Genomic DNA, 13,713 nt, shown 5'->3' with positions numbered 1-13,713 from the left:
TAGACGTCATTAAAAAATAGCAAATAATGCAAGCATTTACGACAGTTCAATAAGGAGCTTGAGTATAGGGTTCATTTCGTAACGGATCGAGTAGAGACCAGCTTCACGTAAAGCTGGCCTGGATACTACTAGAACTAAGGTTGTTCTATTCGGTGTTAGATTCGGCCAAAGACGGAGGCGATTTCTCCGAGTACTTCAGGATTGGCAATGGCGCCAATGTTTTTGACTTCATTGCCATGTATGACTTCCTTTACCGCTACTTCAACGAGCTTGCCGGATTTCGTCCTTGGAATGTCACTTACCGCAAGGATTACAGCAGGGACATGTCGTGGTGAGCAGCGAGTTTTAAGCGTATTTTTAATCAAGACGATTAAATCATCGGAGAGTGAGTGTGTTTTTTCTAACTGGACAAACAATATGATGCGCTCGTCGCCATCCCATTGTTGTCCGACAGCAATGGAATCGGTCACCCCGACCAATTGATTGACTTGCTGATATATCTCAGCAGTACCAATACGCACGCCACCTGGATTGAGCACGGTATCACTACGACCATAGAAGATCATGCCATTGTTGCTTGTTAGTACAACGTCGTCTCCGTGATGCCACACGTTTTCGAGTTTATCCCAGTAAGCGTTGTGATAACGTTCACCGCTGTCATTCCAAAAACCAACTGGCTGATTAGGGAAACTGTTCAAGCAGACGAGTTCCCCTCGCTCTGAACGAAGGGGCAATCCACCTTCATCAACGACGTCGACATTGAGCCCGAGACCGCGCCCTTGGCACTCTCCCCTGTAAACGGGGGATATTGGATTTCCTAGCACAAAACAACCGCATATATCGGTGCCACCAGAAATAGAGGCGAGATGAATATCTTGCCCGATATGTTGATATACGTAGTCAAATTGCTCGGGGTAAAGCGCCGATCCTGTCGAGCAAAGCGTTCGAATTGTACTGAGGTCAAAGTTCTGTTTTGGTGAATAGGCGTTCTTCTCTAACGCTGCGAGATATTTTGCCGAAGTGCCAAACAGTGACACGCCAGCACGATGTGCAATATCCCATAGAACCCCCTCATTTGGGTACACAGGGCTGCCATCAAACACCACTAAAGTTGCACCACTGGCAAGCGCAGAAACGTGCCAATTCCACATCATCCAGCCGCATGTGGTGTAGTAAAATACCCGATCTTCTGCCTTGATGTCACAATGAAGTTGATGCTCTTTTTTGTGGTTAAGAAGCGTGCCACCAACAGAGTGGGTGATGCATTTTGGTTTTCCTGTGGTGCCAGAAGAGTAAAGAATAAATAAAGGGTCGTTAAAACCTACTTGGCAATATTCAACCTCTTTAGGGGAAAAGCGCATGTTCACCTCAGTCCAGCTTATACTGCCTATTAAGGGCGGTAGATTGAGGTATTCAATTTGGCATATCTGTTTTAAAGAATCGAGATGCTCGCCGAGTGCTTGGTTTTTGTTTCGCATATCATGGTACTTCCCTCCAAAGGAGTAGCCATCGCAACAAAACAACACCTTAGGTTTAACCTGTCCGAAACGTTCAAGAACACTGTCTATACCAAAGTCGGGTGAAGTAGAGGTCCAAATAGCCCCCAAGCTTGTTGTTGCAAGCATGGCGACGACCGTTTCAGTAAGGTAGGGGAGATAGCCTGCAATCACATCACCTTTTTTGACTCCACAATCTTGAAGCCATTGTTGAACTGTCGAGACCTGTTCTTCAAGTTGCTTCCAAGATAAGGTGCTCGAATCACCTCGTTCGTTGTAAAACTCTATCGCAGCGGATTGTGATGACACTGATGATCCAGTTAAAAGGTTTTCCGCATAATTTAGTGTCGCTTCCGGGAACCAAAGCGTATCTCTGCTAATGACACTTTCTTGCCATTTGGAAGGGCCAAGTTCATTGATGACTTCCCCTTTAACCCCGACAACATCAAGGTAACCCCACAAGAATTGCCAAAATTGGGAACTGGCATCCACCGACCACTGTTGAAGCTCGTCATAAGTAGAAATAGATAACGCATATCGAGTATTCAGTTGTTGAATGAAGTCTGTAATTAACGCGTTTTCTATTCTTTCTGAGGTCGGGACCCAGATGGGTTTACTGCCAGTCATAGCGTCTCCAAATTGTAAGCTCAGAGTACGAGCAATATTTTTATTGAAGAGCATTGGGTCGGAATTGTAAATAATTTGTTGATCATTCGGTTGTTTCTGTCACAAATCCTTACTTGAAATGGTGTTGAAAATACCCCCTTTTAAGAAGATGATTGTTAGGATATAGACCCAAGTAACCTCAAAATACTTGGGTCATCGAGAATTAATGAATTAGGGAAAAAAATGATAAAGCTGGCAGTAGTAGGGACAAATTGGATTACAGAGCATTTTGTAAAAGCCGCGTTGAGCTTTCAGCAGTACTCTTTGGCTGCGGTTTATTCCAGAAATCACGAGACAGGAGTGGCATTTGCTGAAAACTTCGGTTGTGAGACGATTATTACGGATTTTGACGCATTATGTGCAAACAAAGATATTGACGCCGTATACCTCGCAAGCCCGAACTCCTTTCACTGTGAACAAGCCATTGCATTGATGCGACATGGAAAGCACGTTATCTGTGAAAAACCATTGGCATCCAACTATGAAGAAGTTGAAAGGATGTTCGCAGTGGCACACGAACACAATGTCGTTCTATTTGAAGCATTTAAAACAAATTATCTGCCCAATTTTGAGTTAATCAAAAACAAGCTTTCCGAAATTTCACCCGTTCGCAAAGCCATACTGAATTACTGCCAGTATTCTTCTCGTTACCAAAAATATCTGAATGGTGAAAACCCAAATACATTTAACCCCGAGTTTTCGAACGGTTCGACAATGGACATTGGTTACTATTGTATTGCCAGTGCAATCAGTCTGTTTGGCGAGCCAAAGAGCGTGCACGCAACAGCGACGATTTTAGAATCGGGCGTGGATGGTCAGGGTAGCGTGCTACTTGAATTTGAGGGTTTAGATGCCGTTATTACACATTCAAAAGTAGCGGATTCAGCGATACCAAGTGAGGTACAAGGTGAGAATGGCAACATTGTTATTCACCATTTGTCTGAAGCACAGAACATTGAGATCAGACCGAGAGGCGGCGTAACACAAAACATAACACTGCCTTCAAATGAAATGAGCATGGTGTATGAAGCACAACACTTTGCCAAACTTGTCAACGGTGACGTAACGGATTCAAATGCCGAGAAGCTTTCAAAATTAACGGCGAAAGTACTAACAGAAGTCAGAAAACAGATAGGTGTTGTTTATCCAGCGGATTAGTAACTTCTGATTCCAAGAACAGGTTAAGTAACCATCTTAGCGTCGGCTAAGCGTTTTCAGATTTCTTATGTTTTGACGCGATATTTGATAATTGCTTAGCTGCGTTTGAAGAGACAATAAAGCGTGACATTTCACATTTGGCAACAGGCTTTCCTTTCAAAAAACCCTGGATATAGTCGCATTGATAGCTTTTGAGCATATCAAATTGAGCCTGAGTTTCGACTCCCTCGGCGACCACCGTTAGGTTAATTGAATGAGACATCTTGATAATGGCTTCACAAAGCTGTGAGGATTTATCTCCCTTCTTATTCAGCTTCCAGATGAAGCTTCTATCCATTTTCAATACGTCAAACGGGTAGTCGTTAAGTACTGCCAAAGACGAGTAGCCCGTACCAAAATCATCAAGATACAGTGATACTCCTAGCGTTTTTATCTGCTTAAGCGTGTTACTGGCTGTTGAGTGGTTGAGTAGAGTGGATTCAGTGATCTCTATGCCCAGAAGGGAGTTAGGGAATCGATACTTCTTAAGAACGCTACGAAGTGTTTTGACGATATGCCCCGATTTAAGCTGCTTCACCGAAACGTTCACGTTGATTCGAGGGCATGTGCCGGAAGCGGACTTGTCCCAAATCTGCTGAATAGTGGCGCAGACTTCTTCCAATATCCAATCACCTATTTCGATAATCTGATCGGTCTCTTCAGCTACGGGGATAAAGACCGCAGGTGAGATCCACCCTTTGTCAGGGTGATTCCAGCGCAATAAGGCTTCAAACGCCGTAACCGTATCAGAGCTTACGGAGAAAACAGGTTGATAGTACAAAAGTAACTGTTTTTTGCTGTGTGCTTCACTCAATTCGTTTTCAACAGTAAAGCGTTGCTTGGCCTGATCAAACATGGTGTCATCGTAAAAAATAACATGATCCGACGAGGAATTTTTGGCTCGATACATGGCGGTATCAGCTTCGCGTAGGATGTTAGTTAACGTTTGAGTGGACGAATTTACCGTTGTAACACCGATACTTGCACCAATATTGTATGAGAGGCCATCGCAGTAGTAGGGTTCGGTCAGTGCGGTTAGATAGCGCTGACAAACATTACTTACGTCGTATCGATTAAGCTTGTTTCTGAGGCAAACGATAAATTCATCTCCACCAAACCGATAACAGATATCGTCATTGCGAACATTGTTGATCAATCGCTGAGCAACTTGTTGTAGTAGCAGGTCTCCGATCGTGTGACCCATTGAATCATTTACAATTTTGAATCGATTTAAATCGATAAACAGAATGGCAAAGCCATTGCCACCCGTTGGGGTTATTTGGCTGATAAAATCTTCTAACTGTTCTGCTAGCGCTTGCCGATTGAATAGCCCTGTTAGTGAGTCGTGTGTGGCTTGAACTCTAAGCCGTTGTGTTTTTTCAGCTACAAGTTTATTCGACACTTGTAAACGGCTAGCATAGCTTTTAACGCTAACGGAAACCGAGAGAGTTAACATAAAGATTAAGAAGCAGGAAGCGGCACCATAAATAAATGGGCGATAATCGGTATCCAAATAAATTGTTGTGATAACTAAAGACTTATCTAATGTAGGAAAATATAAACTTCTAGTTACTGATGGAAATTCTAGAAGACCAAAAAGATTGTCTTTTTGGTCTGGATGGCGCATTTGAAATAATTCTCTTTTATTCTCATCTTGTACAATGATTTCAATGTTTTTGGCTAAAAACTCATCTTGCCAAGTCAGCTCAAGGAACTCAAATAAAATGATGTTCATCACCAAGACACCCAGTGTTTGTCCTTGTGATGATTGTACGGGCAAATATATTTGCAGCCCTCTTTTTCCTTCATGGTAAAAAGTAGACGCCTTTGCCTCATTAATTTCAATGGCTCGTCTTAGCGCTTTATTATTTGGACAGTGGCTTTCCAACCTTTTACCTAAAAATTCACTTCCTTCAAACTGAGGGGATGCATACAGCACGGGGAATGCATGAAGCCCCAACCAATTGGAACATGCATAATTGGTTGAAATATTGGGGTGTATTGCATAGCCAAGTTGGTTGCTTTTTATTTTTAATATATCGCTTTCAGCAGGATGCCTGGTCGAAATGAGCGGTGCCCAAAAAATAGTATGTATACCTGAACCAATCCCTGTTCTATCGCGCAGTAATTTATGGAATTGCTCAGATGTTAGATCATTGCTGATTTGAAGAAAGTCTCGAGTAGAGTGAAGTACAGTTTTTAGAGCACTTATGGCGTTTTCTAGAGCTTCAATTTGTTCATTTGTTTTCAGCTCTAAGCTATATTGTGCTCTCTTGCCTTCATAGAAATTAATTGTATAAAAGCAAAGTAGCGCAACTAAAATGCCTGTTAACCAAATATAGGTGATGCGAGGGGAAATTAACTTATATTTCAATCTATACTCTACTGCGATTTTTAATGACTAAATAATGTTAGTCATAATTATCGTAACTGTAAATGATATTTGTTCTCACCATGAAAGCATTATCGCTTTATTTATAAGGTGAGTGAGTATAGTGAGGCTAAATATCCTTTGTGACACTTTTACTACAGTTTAAAAAGAGAGTTTACAAAGCTGGATCTAAATCGCAGTTACTTGTCTATCGGTTTGTATTTCAGGGTTCTTGTCTACCCAAATCAACCCTAACATCGCAAAAATTGCGCATATAAGCATGATGATGCCTAGAGGTAATTGATTGCTTGCAGGAAGCACAGATGCCGCCATCGTAGCGATCCCAGCACCAAAGTTTTGCATTCCACCAAGGAGCGCGCCCGCGGTGCCAGCATGAGAAGAGAATGGGGTTAATGCGCCTGTTGTCGCGGCAGGGAACAAAATGCCAGCGCCCAAAAAGTATACCGTTGCACCACCTACTAGTGTAACGGCAGTGGTTTTGTCGTTAAGCCCCGGAATCAAAACGATTGCCGAGCCAATGACCGCTGCAACCATCCCGTATATCAAGGCGTGTTTTTCAGAGCTTTTTCGTGCAATAACACTCGAAAGTCCTGCTCCTGCTAAGTATCCTGGAATGGGGGCGATAAATAGCAAGCTCACAACGGTAGCGGGCAGCTTTAACGTGCCACCCAACAATACACCTGCCGCCGCTTCAAATACCGCAACACCAGAGAACATCGCAACAAGACACACTAAGTAACCTTGAAAGCGACGGTTTACCAATACGTATCGATAGTTTTCCCAAACTGGTGCGGCATTTCTACGCTCTACAGGCAGTGTTTCTTTAAAACTCGTTATCATCGTTAGCAAAACAGCAGCTGCAAATAAGGCAAGAAATAAGTAGCTATTTCGCCAGCCCGTTGTTTCGGTTAAATACCCACCCAGCAATGGTGCAAGTAAAGGGCAAAATATTATACACATGCTGATTAGGCTATTTGCTCGGTGCAGATCTGTACCTTCAAAGCAATCTCTGGTTAGAGTACGAGCCATAGTGCCGCCACACCCAATCCCCGCTCCTTGAATAAAGCAGCCGAGTAAAAATAGCGAGTAATCTTGGGCAAACAACGTAACGAGCGTCCCCAACAAATAAATGATGAGACCCGATATAATAATAGGCTTTCTACCTAATCGGTCAGATAGGGGACCGTAGACAAATTGGGACAAACCATAAGGAATAAGAAAGCAAGCCATTACTGCTTGTAATGCCGCAGGATTCACAATGAACTCTGCTGCCATATGCCCAATGGATGGAACATACATCGTTTGAGTCATTTGACCCACTGCAGCAAGAATGGCGATTAAAAACGTCAATCGTACCAAGGGTACCGAAGAAGACATCTTTACTACTCCTAATGAGAAAGCGAAGAAAATCAGGATATAGCAGGAAAATAAGCGTCTTATTTTTTCTTATCCACTTAACCCTCAGGATCACAAAAAGACACATCCCGAAGTTGTCGAGATATTAAGAGTAAAGCGTGTCGTTAACAAGGGGGAATGCAGGGCAAATACACGATACTTTTCTATGAATTGGATTAGAAAATCTAATGGGTTGTAAGAGGGGTATTGTCGTAGGCTTCCAAGGGGTGTGGAAAGTTATAGTGAGCTGAGTATTTAATAAACTACTCTTCCCACGTAATTTCTATTGGAGTGCCAACTTGAACAAGATCCATGAACTCGTCCATTTCATTGTCTGTTATCGCGATACAACCTTCTGTCCAGTCAAATTGTAGAAGCCGATTTTTTGGGTTGTTTCCATGAACCATGATGAACCCTCCGGGATCGACACCGAGAGCTTTCGCTTTGGCTTTATCTTTTGCGTTTGGATAGCTGATATGCATCGAACGGTGAAAGGCTGAATCTTCTTTTTTGTAATCGAGTATATATCGTCCTTCAGGCGTTTTTTGATCCCCTTCTTGCTGTTTATGCCCTTTTGGCGAACCTCCCAGTGCTATTCGGTATTCTTTGACGATCTCCCCTTTACTTAGCAGTGTCATCGTACGCTCCGATTTTACAACCTTAACAAGGTCTACAGCAGAGAAAGCCATGAAAGGAAGCGTTAGGCTCAATAAGGAAAGACAGGTTAGGGCGTATCTTCTGATCATTACTACTAATGTGAGTTGTTGTATATAAAGGATAATTTACTCCAAGTTAATAAAGTCAGCGAGGAGTATTTTGTATTCCTCGCTGGAGTGCTACTCAATTCACATTACATTATCAATTTCTGAGCGAGTGCTTAAGCATGTCCGTTTAAGAGCGACCGAATGTACGGGAAGAGGTCGCTGGCGAGCATGCCGATTTGCCCCTCATTCTGTGCGCAGTTATCTGCAGCGTTACTGTGTAGCCAAACTCCCAAACAAGCTGCATCGATCATGCTCAGTTTTTGCCCTAGCAAACTTCCAATGATTCCGCTTAATACGTCTCCCATTCCGCCAGTTGCCATTCCGGGGTTTCCTTGGTTGCAAACCCAAAAAGTATCACCACCATAAACTACGGTTCCAGCCCCTTTTAAAACAATCACACCGCCATATTTTTCATGAAGATCTCTAGCTGCTTGGAATCGATTATCTTCAATGTCTTGTACAGAACAGTCTAAGAGTCGTGCTGCCTCACCTGGATGAGGGGTAATCACTCGCTGCTGATCCTTGTTGGGTTGAGTTGCCAAGAAATTTAATGCGTCAGCATCGAGTACTTTGGGAAGCGCTAAATTGTGGAAAAGGTGGAAAAGCTCATTACCCCAGACTAGCTGACCCAAACCCGGACCGAGTACCAAGGTATCGGCCCATTGCAGCGACTCATTAACAAGGTGCTTATTGCCCATATGTGGGTCGATCATTATTTCAGGATAAGCCGCTAAGAGAGAAGGGGCATTCTCTTTATAGGTGATGACTTTAGTGAGCCCAGCTCCCGTGCGAGCACAAGCGGCACTGGCTAGAGTAATTGCGCCACCCATGCCGTTTGCGCCTCCAACAAGAAGCACCCGACCAAAGTTGCCTTTGTGGCTATTAGGCTTACGGTGAGGCAATGTGTCTTTAAGGATCTGACCGCCAATCACTTTATATTGGGAAGAAACGTTTTGCTGAAAATATTCGTCGGTACCTAAACTGTCGTAAGACAAGATACCCGTATAGTTTTTCCCTTTTCCTGTGATTAACCCTTGTTTCAAACCAACGAACGTGACGGTATATGCTGCTTCAACGGCTGCCCCTAGTGCTTCGCCAGAGTCGGCACAAAGCCCGGAAGGCACATCGATAGAAATGACAGGTGCGGGGTGATGATTTATTTTATCGATGACTTCGGCGTATTGGCGTCGGACTATGCCAGATAGGCCCGTCCCAAGCATCCCATCTACGATAAGATCGAGTTCTTTGGGAAACGATGAGCTCGGTGACAATATTTCTCCCCCGACGCCTAGCCAACCTTGCTGAGCGGTGAGTGCATCTCCCGTCAATCTGTCCGAATCACCTACGTGCCACAGCATCACATCATGACCGAACAACTTAGCTAACTTTGCGACAACATAGCCATCGCCACCATTATTCCCTGTACCACATACAACCAGCAGTCTTTTTGCTGAAGTAAATTTGTCGTTTATTAAACGAAATACCGCTTTACCCGCACGTTCCATTAACTCGTACATTGGAATGCCAAGTTTTTGTGCAGCAAGCTTTTCCCCATCACGTATTTGAGTGGTGGAGTAAATAGATATGTGATTATTATTCATTGTCCTAGCCTGTACTTATAGCAGGGATATTGCCTGCTTTGTCGCCAGAGTGTAGGCAATTCCTTGGTATCTTATTATGCAAAATTGCTTTTATAGTGAGACACCTAAGGTATGCGATTAAAATTCCATCAAGAACTCTATACCCAAGTGACCTCAAGATGCAGGATTCAGAGCCTCATAGTCTGTTCCAGTTCAAGGAGAAGAGCGCAGCGGAATGATGAATCCTTTCCAAGCTCTTTGACGAGGAAATGGGAAAGACTATGGGCTCCCAAGGGCGAGTTTAACTGGTTTTCATACTTCGTTGCCGATGTTTGATTTAGAATGACTAGATCTACATATCGGCGCCTTGCCTGAAAGCCAGTTCCCTATTCTTTGGTAGAGAGGTCGCTGAACCAGGCACCTTGAGGTCACTTGGGTATAATACTATCATTAGAATAGTCTGTATTAGCCAGTTCTGCTGAAGCCAAGGTAATGTATTTGAGGTTTTTTCTTAGAATACCGAACGGTTAAAAATACAAAAGCCAGTCATTTATTACTACTGGCTTTTGAATCTTTTTTGTATCAACAGAGCTGGTTTTTGAACGGCTACTTCATATTCCAGCGGTCGTCTATCCAACCGCCAGCTTGTTCGTCAAAATGCGCGCCAACAAATCGATGTTGGGATTCCATGCGTTGTTCTTTCAGTGGCTCTTCCTCTAGAATCTGCCGTATGTAACTTGCCATAGGGTCATCATTAGGTTGCTCTTGGTTCCGTGTAGCGACTTCTTTGATCATTTGAAGGCGGTAGGCTGAACTGGCTCTTTTCATAATGATGGCTCCTATGTTTAGTGTTTGACGGACCGATTATTGTTAATCAGAACAACAACGGGTATAGCAAACTTTAGGAGCCACATTACGGAGCGTCAAACTTGTTTTTAGAACATTTAGGGTGACCAATATTCCAGTGAGATAACTCTCTGCAATTTGAGCTCATAACTTTATTTTTAAAGCGCAAAAAGATTTTTACATATTACATTTTTGGGTAGTACATCATGTTTAGTTGAGAGCGATGTGTAAAAAATAGTCTCAATGAGATTTTAGTAGATTACTGTACACCTAATAAAAACGACGTTATTAGAATAAAACTAGTTGCGCTTCGATTGACTGGGCGTGTCTTTGTCTAAATCGTAACCTAGGTTTCTTAAGTTTTCTGCGTGCGATGTGTTCTTCATACCCTCCCACAGAGACTTCAAAAATGCTTCTCGACCTTTCTCATCTTTCAGGTAGTTGAAGTGAATGTATATGCTGACCATGATAACGGCGGAATACAGCATTATTGTAGGTAACCAGTTCAAAACGGTATTCATATTCAATATTCCTTAGTGGGCGAGTTGATGGATCCATTTCTTGCTGCGAAAGCGATACAGGCATGCTACCCATTTGAAAAGTGTTTCCAAAAAGAACGTAGCGTAAATTGCTTCTGGTGGTAGACCGATGAATAAGGCGCAGAAAGCAGCGATAGGTATACCAAAAAACCATTGTGTAAATATGTCTTGATACAAACAGAATTTAACGTCTCCACCAGCCCTAAGAACGCCGACAACCATATTGGTCGGTAGTGACCTAAGCACAATCCCGAAGCATAAAATTGTATAAAACGTTTCTGCCAACAGTCGGGCTTCGGCTGAAAGGGAAGTAAATGTGTTGAGAATTGGAGTGCGTAATAAGTACAAAGCGACAGCAACGCACAAGGTAAGGACTATGGCTGCAACGGTGAAAAATACTGCTTGGTAATAAGCTGCATTATAGTCTTTTGCCCCAATTTGATTGCCTACGATAACCGACGATGCATTTGCTGTTCCCACGAGCAGCGCAAGAGCAACGGATTCAATCGGAGTCATAACGGCTAGAGCGACTAGCCCTATATCACTTGCTTGACCCATGATCGCGGTATAGGTGAATAGTCCGCCTGCCCAAACTAAGAAATTGAACGTAGTTGGGAGAGAAAGCGTCCAAAATTGACGGATATATTTTGGGCGGAGAGAAGCAAATAAATCACGTGCTTTGAAAGCAAGAAGGTGCTTAGAAGCATATAGATACACAAAGATACACAACGCTTCAAAACCAGCTGCAATTAATGTTGCAATGGCAGCCCCTTTTAAACCCATGCTTGGCGCACCCAAGTGACCAAATATAAGTACCCAGTTTAAAAACACATTAACAGTGATTCCAACGATGCTAAATAGGGTGCCTAATGTTGCCTGATGTGTTGATCGGAGAGCCGCGGCTATACTGGTGGAATAAGCGATAAAAAGTAGGCTTATTCCCGTAATTGTCAAATATTGATGACCAAGATGGCGCACATTATCATCACCAGATGATAACCCAACGATATCAGCGCCATAAGTAGCAAAAAGTAGTATAGGAGCGATTGCAAAAAGGCTGGTCATAAGCCAAGTGAGTGCTGTGCTTTGGCTTATTCGTTTTCCCTTACGCGCACCATGAAACTGCGCAACTAGCATTGCTCCGCCGGCCGTGACACCGGAAAGTAAAATGGTTGCAACGAAGAGTGCTCGGCTGCCCACTCCCATTGCAGCTATATTCTCTTCTGAAAGTTGACCGATCATCATTAGATCTATTAACCCTTTGCTCGAAAAGAATAAAGTTTGAAGCGTGACAGGTATGGCAATCATGAGGGCACTTTTTAGCAAAGCGATATTCATATATCCAGATTTACCTTTTTTGAGAGCTAAGTTCCGAGTGGTCATAGAAGTATTCGTTGGGTGTTTGGTTTAATATTAACGTGTTAACATCTCCATCTAATAACCAACCTTGATGGGGAAATCCCTTCAAATTGCAGGATGACTATGCATACTCTCGATCAGTTGAATGCCTTTGTTGAGGTATATGAAAATGGTTCGTACAGTGCGGCCGCAAAAAGACTTAAAAAAGACAGGACGACAATAAGAGAGCTGGTTAAAGCTTATGAAGATTGCTTAGGGCTGGAACTCTTTTCAATCATTGGACGGAAAGCGGTTCCTACTGAATATGCAGAAAAGTTGATCAATCAGGTTCGAATTGTAACGATTCAGAACCAATCATTAGTGCAGTACGGGCATTCTTTGTTTGAAAAGGGCATTGATGAACTGAAAATTGGCTATGAGTCCTGTTTTCCAGTGGATTTTATCGAAAAAATAGAAGCGCTATCTTTACTGCATTACCCCAATCTTCGCGTACATTGGATCGCCAGTAGTCGCGAAGAATGTTTGGACTTTCTGATGGCTGGTGAGATGGATTTTGCATTGTTATCGAGCAAAGGAATGGCTTATGCAGAAAAGCCAGTGCAGTTTACACATTTAGGTTATGTCCCATTTGGGCTATATGTGGGGAAAGACTCCGACTGGGCGTCAAAAAAGTTGATATCTATGGATGATATTCACAACAGTATTCAGTATCAGCTAGAAGAGCGAGGCAACGATAGCATCATTAAATCATTTGCTAACCACACAAGAAAAATTAATGATTTCAGCTTATTGCTTACTTTTCTACGCACAAATGGTTGGGCATATTTGCCACAACATAGAACTCGATATTGGGTTGAAAAGGGGGAACTAATCAAAAAAGAAAGCGCATTGCTTGCCAAAGACTACAAAATACCGTTCAGTGTTTTTAGTCGCGTGGGGAATGAAAACTTGCCTATACACTCTACGGTCAACCGCTGGTTTTGCGAATACGCCTCAATGTATCTCGATTAGATTATTTGGCAGCTTAAGTGTTACGAGAATTTGCCATAAAGTTCGCTGATGCTCGATTCACAATAAGCCTTTATGTTTTTGCTGAATTTTACAACGGAATGGTCATCAAACGTTCGAGATACTGCTTTCTTCCCAAAAAATCCGAGAACCCCTTTTTTAAGTATTACATCGACAAACAACATACAGCGACCTTCACCAATGGGGACTAATTGGAAAAGAGCAGTTTGCTTGTCACTATTTGTAAACTCAATAAAAACAGCTCCACCAGCGTGTTCTTCACTGGGTAGTTCACTTTCCGTATCCCACGGGTATTCAGTAATGATTGATGTGATATGCTCTACGGTCGCATTTTCAGAGGAAAAATGAGAAGGCTCTTTGCTATCGCCTTCTCGGTATGAATAGTGAACAGAAATCATTGCCGCTTCTACCTTGAGTGAATAGGGTATTCAAACTATTCCTATCGTTGCT

General features: G+C 42.8%; 11 protein-coding genes. 2 read left to right on the top strand and 9 right to left on the bottom strand.

The genetic code is table 11. The annotated features are described in order from the left end of the window. Positions 1-155: 155 nt before the first annotated feature. On the bottom strand, positions 156-2,123 hold the full coding sequence (locus tag Q8W40_RS23210) for an acetoacetate--CoA ligase (RefSeq protein WP_305400614.1): 1,968 nt from the start codon (positions 2,121-2,123) through the stop codon (positions 156-158). A 222-nt stretch (positions 2,124-2,345) separates the two neighbouring features. On the opposite strand from Q8W40_RS23210, the gene Q8W40_RS23205 reads away from it, so the two are divergent. Beyond that, complete coding sequence (locus Q8W40_RS23205) at positions 2,346-3,320, top strand: Gfo/Idh/MocA family protein (protein ID WP_305400611.1); 975 nt, start codon at positions 2,346-2,348, stop codon at positions 3,318-3,320. Between the two features lie 46 nt (positions 3,321-3,366). Here Q8W40_RS23205 and Q8W40_RS23200 read toward each other — a convergent pair whose 3' ends face one another. The 7 genes from Q8W40_RS23200 to Q8W40_RS23170 all read right to left on the bottom strand — a co-directional run bounded on the left by Q8W40_RS23200 (position 3,367) and on the right by Q8W40_RS23170 (position 12,213). After that, on the bottom strand, positions 3,367-5,733 hold the full coding sequence (locus Q8W40_RS23200; RefSeq protein WP_305400609.1) for a putative bifunctional diguanylate cyclase/phosphodiesterase: 2,367 nt from the start codon (positions 5,731-5,733) through the stop codon (positions 3,367-3,369). A 186-nt stretch (positions 5,734-5,919) separates the two neighbouring features. Beyond that, positions 5,920-7,128, bottom strand: coding sequence for a multidrug efflux MFS transporter EmrD (emrD, locus tag Q8W40_RS23195; RefSeq protein WP_305400606.1), 1,209 nt, complete (start codon positions 7,126-7,128; stop codon positions 5,920-5,922). Positions 7,129-7,409: 281 nt separating this feature from the next. After that, the gene (locus Q8W40_RS23190; protein WP_305400604.1) at positions 7,410-7,892 is read right to left on the bottom strand and encodes a L,D-transpeptidase family protein; all 483 of its coding nucleotides are present in this window, start codon (positions 7,890-7,892) and stop codon (positions 7,410-7,412) included. 131 nt (positions 7,893-8,023) lie between these two features. Beyond that, the gene (locus tag Q8W40_RS23185; RefSeq protein WP_305400603.1) at positions 8,024-9,511 is read right to left on the bottom strand and encodes an NAD(P)H-hydrate dehydratase; all 1,488 of its coding nucleotides are present in this window, start codon (positions 9,509-9,511) and stop codon (positions 8,024-8,026) included. 585 nt (positions 9,512-10,096) lie between these two features. Beyond that, positions 10,097-10,318: a hypothetical protein gene (locus Q8W40_RS23180; RefSeq protein WP_101110997.1), complete on the bottom strand. Its 222-nt coding sequence runs from the start codon at positions 10,316-10,318 to the stop codon at positions 10,097-10,099. Positions 10,319-10,635: 317 nt separating this feature from the next. Then, entirely contained in the window at positions 10,636-10,857 is a 222-nt protein-coding gene (locus Q8W40_RS23175) for a hypothetical protein (protein WP_305400601.1), read from the bottom strand. 12 nt (positions 10,858-10,869) lie between these two features. Beyond that, a complete protein-coding gene (locus tag Q8W40_RS23170) occupies positions 10,870-12,213 on the bottom strand; it encodes an MATE family efflux transporter (protein ID WP_305400599.1) in 1,344 nt (447 codons plus the stop codon). A 144-nt stretch (positions 12,214-12,357) separates the two neighbouring features. Between Q8W40_RS23170 and Q8W40_RS23165 the strand changes: the two genes are divergently transcribed. Then, complete coding sequence (locus tag Q8W40_RS23165; RefSeq protein ID WP_305400597.1) at positions 12,358-13,245, top strand: LysR family transcriptional regulator; 888 nt, start codon at positions 12,358-12,360, stop codon at positions 13,243-13,245. A 20-nt stretch (positions 13,246-13,265) separates the two neighbouring features. Here the strand turns inward: Q8W40_RS23165 and Q8W40_RS23160 are convergent, their stop codons facing one another. Then, a complete protein-coding gene (locus Q8W40_RS23160; RefSeq protein WP_305400595.1) occupies positions 13,266-13,661 on the bottom strand; it encodes a hypothetical protein in 396 nt (131 codons plus the stop codon). Positions 13,662-13,713: the final 52 nt, after the last annotated feature.

The sequence above is a fragment of the Vibrio penaeicida genome (assembly GCF_030689305.1).
GTDB classification, from domain to species: domain Bacteria; phylum Pseudomonadota; class Gammaproteobacteria; order Enterobacterales; family Vibrionaceae; genus Vibrio; species Vibrio penaeicida_B.
Note: the sequence above shows the minus strand (reverse complement) of the source record. Positions and strands in the feature narration are given on the sequence as shown.

What these genes read in the sequence shown, in the direction of transcription:
- Q8W40_RS23175 (WP_305400601.1), bottom strand. Translation starts at nt 10,857, where the DNA reads ATGAATACCGTTTTGAACTGGTTACCTACAATAATGCTGTATTCCGCC.
- Q8W40_RS23180 (WP_101110997.1), bottom strand. Translation starts at nt 10,318, where the DNA reads ATGAAAAGAGCCAGTTCAGCCTACCGCCTTCAAATGATCAAAGAAGTC.
- emrD (WP_305400606.1), bottom strand. Translation starts at nt 7,128, where the DNA reads ATGTCTTCTTCGGTACCCTTGGTACGATTGACGTTTTTAATCGCCATT.
- Q8W40_RS23210 (WP_305400614.1), bottom strand. Translation starts at nt 2,123, where the DNA reads ATGACTGGCAGTAAACCCATCTGGGTCCCGACCTCAGAAAGAATAGAA.
- Q8W40_RS23160 (WP_305400595.1), bottom strand. Translation starts at nt 13,661, where the DNA reads ATGATTTCTGTTCACTATTCATACCGAGAAGGCGATAGCAAAGAGCCT.
- Q8W40_RS23170 (WP_305400599.1), bottom strand. Translation starts at nt 12,213, where the DNA reads ATGAATATCGCTTTGCTAAAAAGTGCCCTCATGATTGCCATACCTGTC.
- Q8W40_RS23185 (WP_305400603.1), bottom strand. Translation starts at nt 9,511, where the DNA reads ATGAATAATAATCACATATCTATTTACTCCACCACTCAAATACGTGAT.
- Q8W40_RS23190 (WP_305400604.1), bottom strand. Translation starts at nt 7,892, where the DNA reads ATGATCAGAAGATACGCCCTAACCTGTCTTTCCTTATTGAGCCTAACG.
- Q8W40_RS23205 (WP_305400611.1), top strand. Translation starts at nt 2,346, where the DNA reads ATGATAAAGCTGGCAGTAGTAGGGACAAATTGGATTACAGAGCATTTT.
- Q8W40_RS23165 (WP_305400597.1), top strand. Translation starts at nt 12,358, where the DNA reads ATGCATACTCTCGATCAGTTGAATGCCTTTGTTGAGGTATATGAAAAT.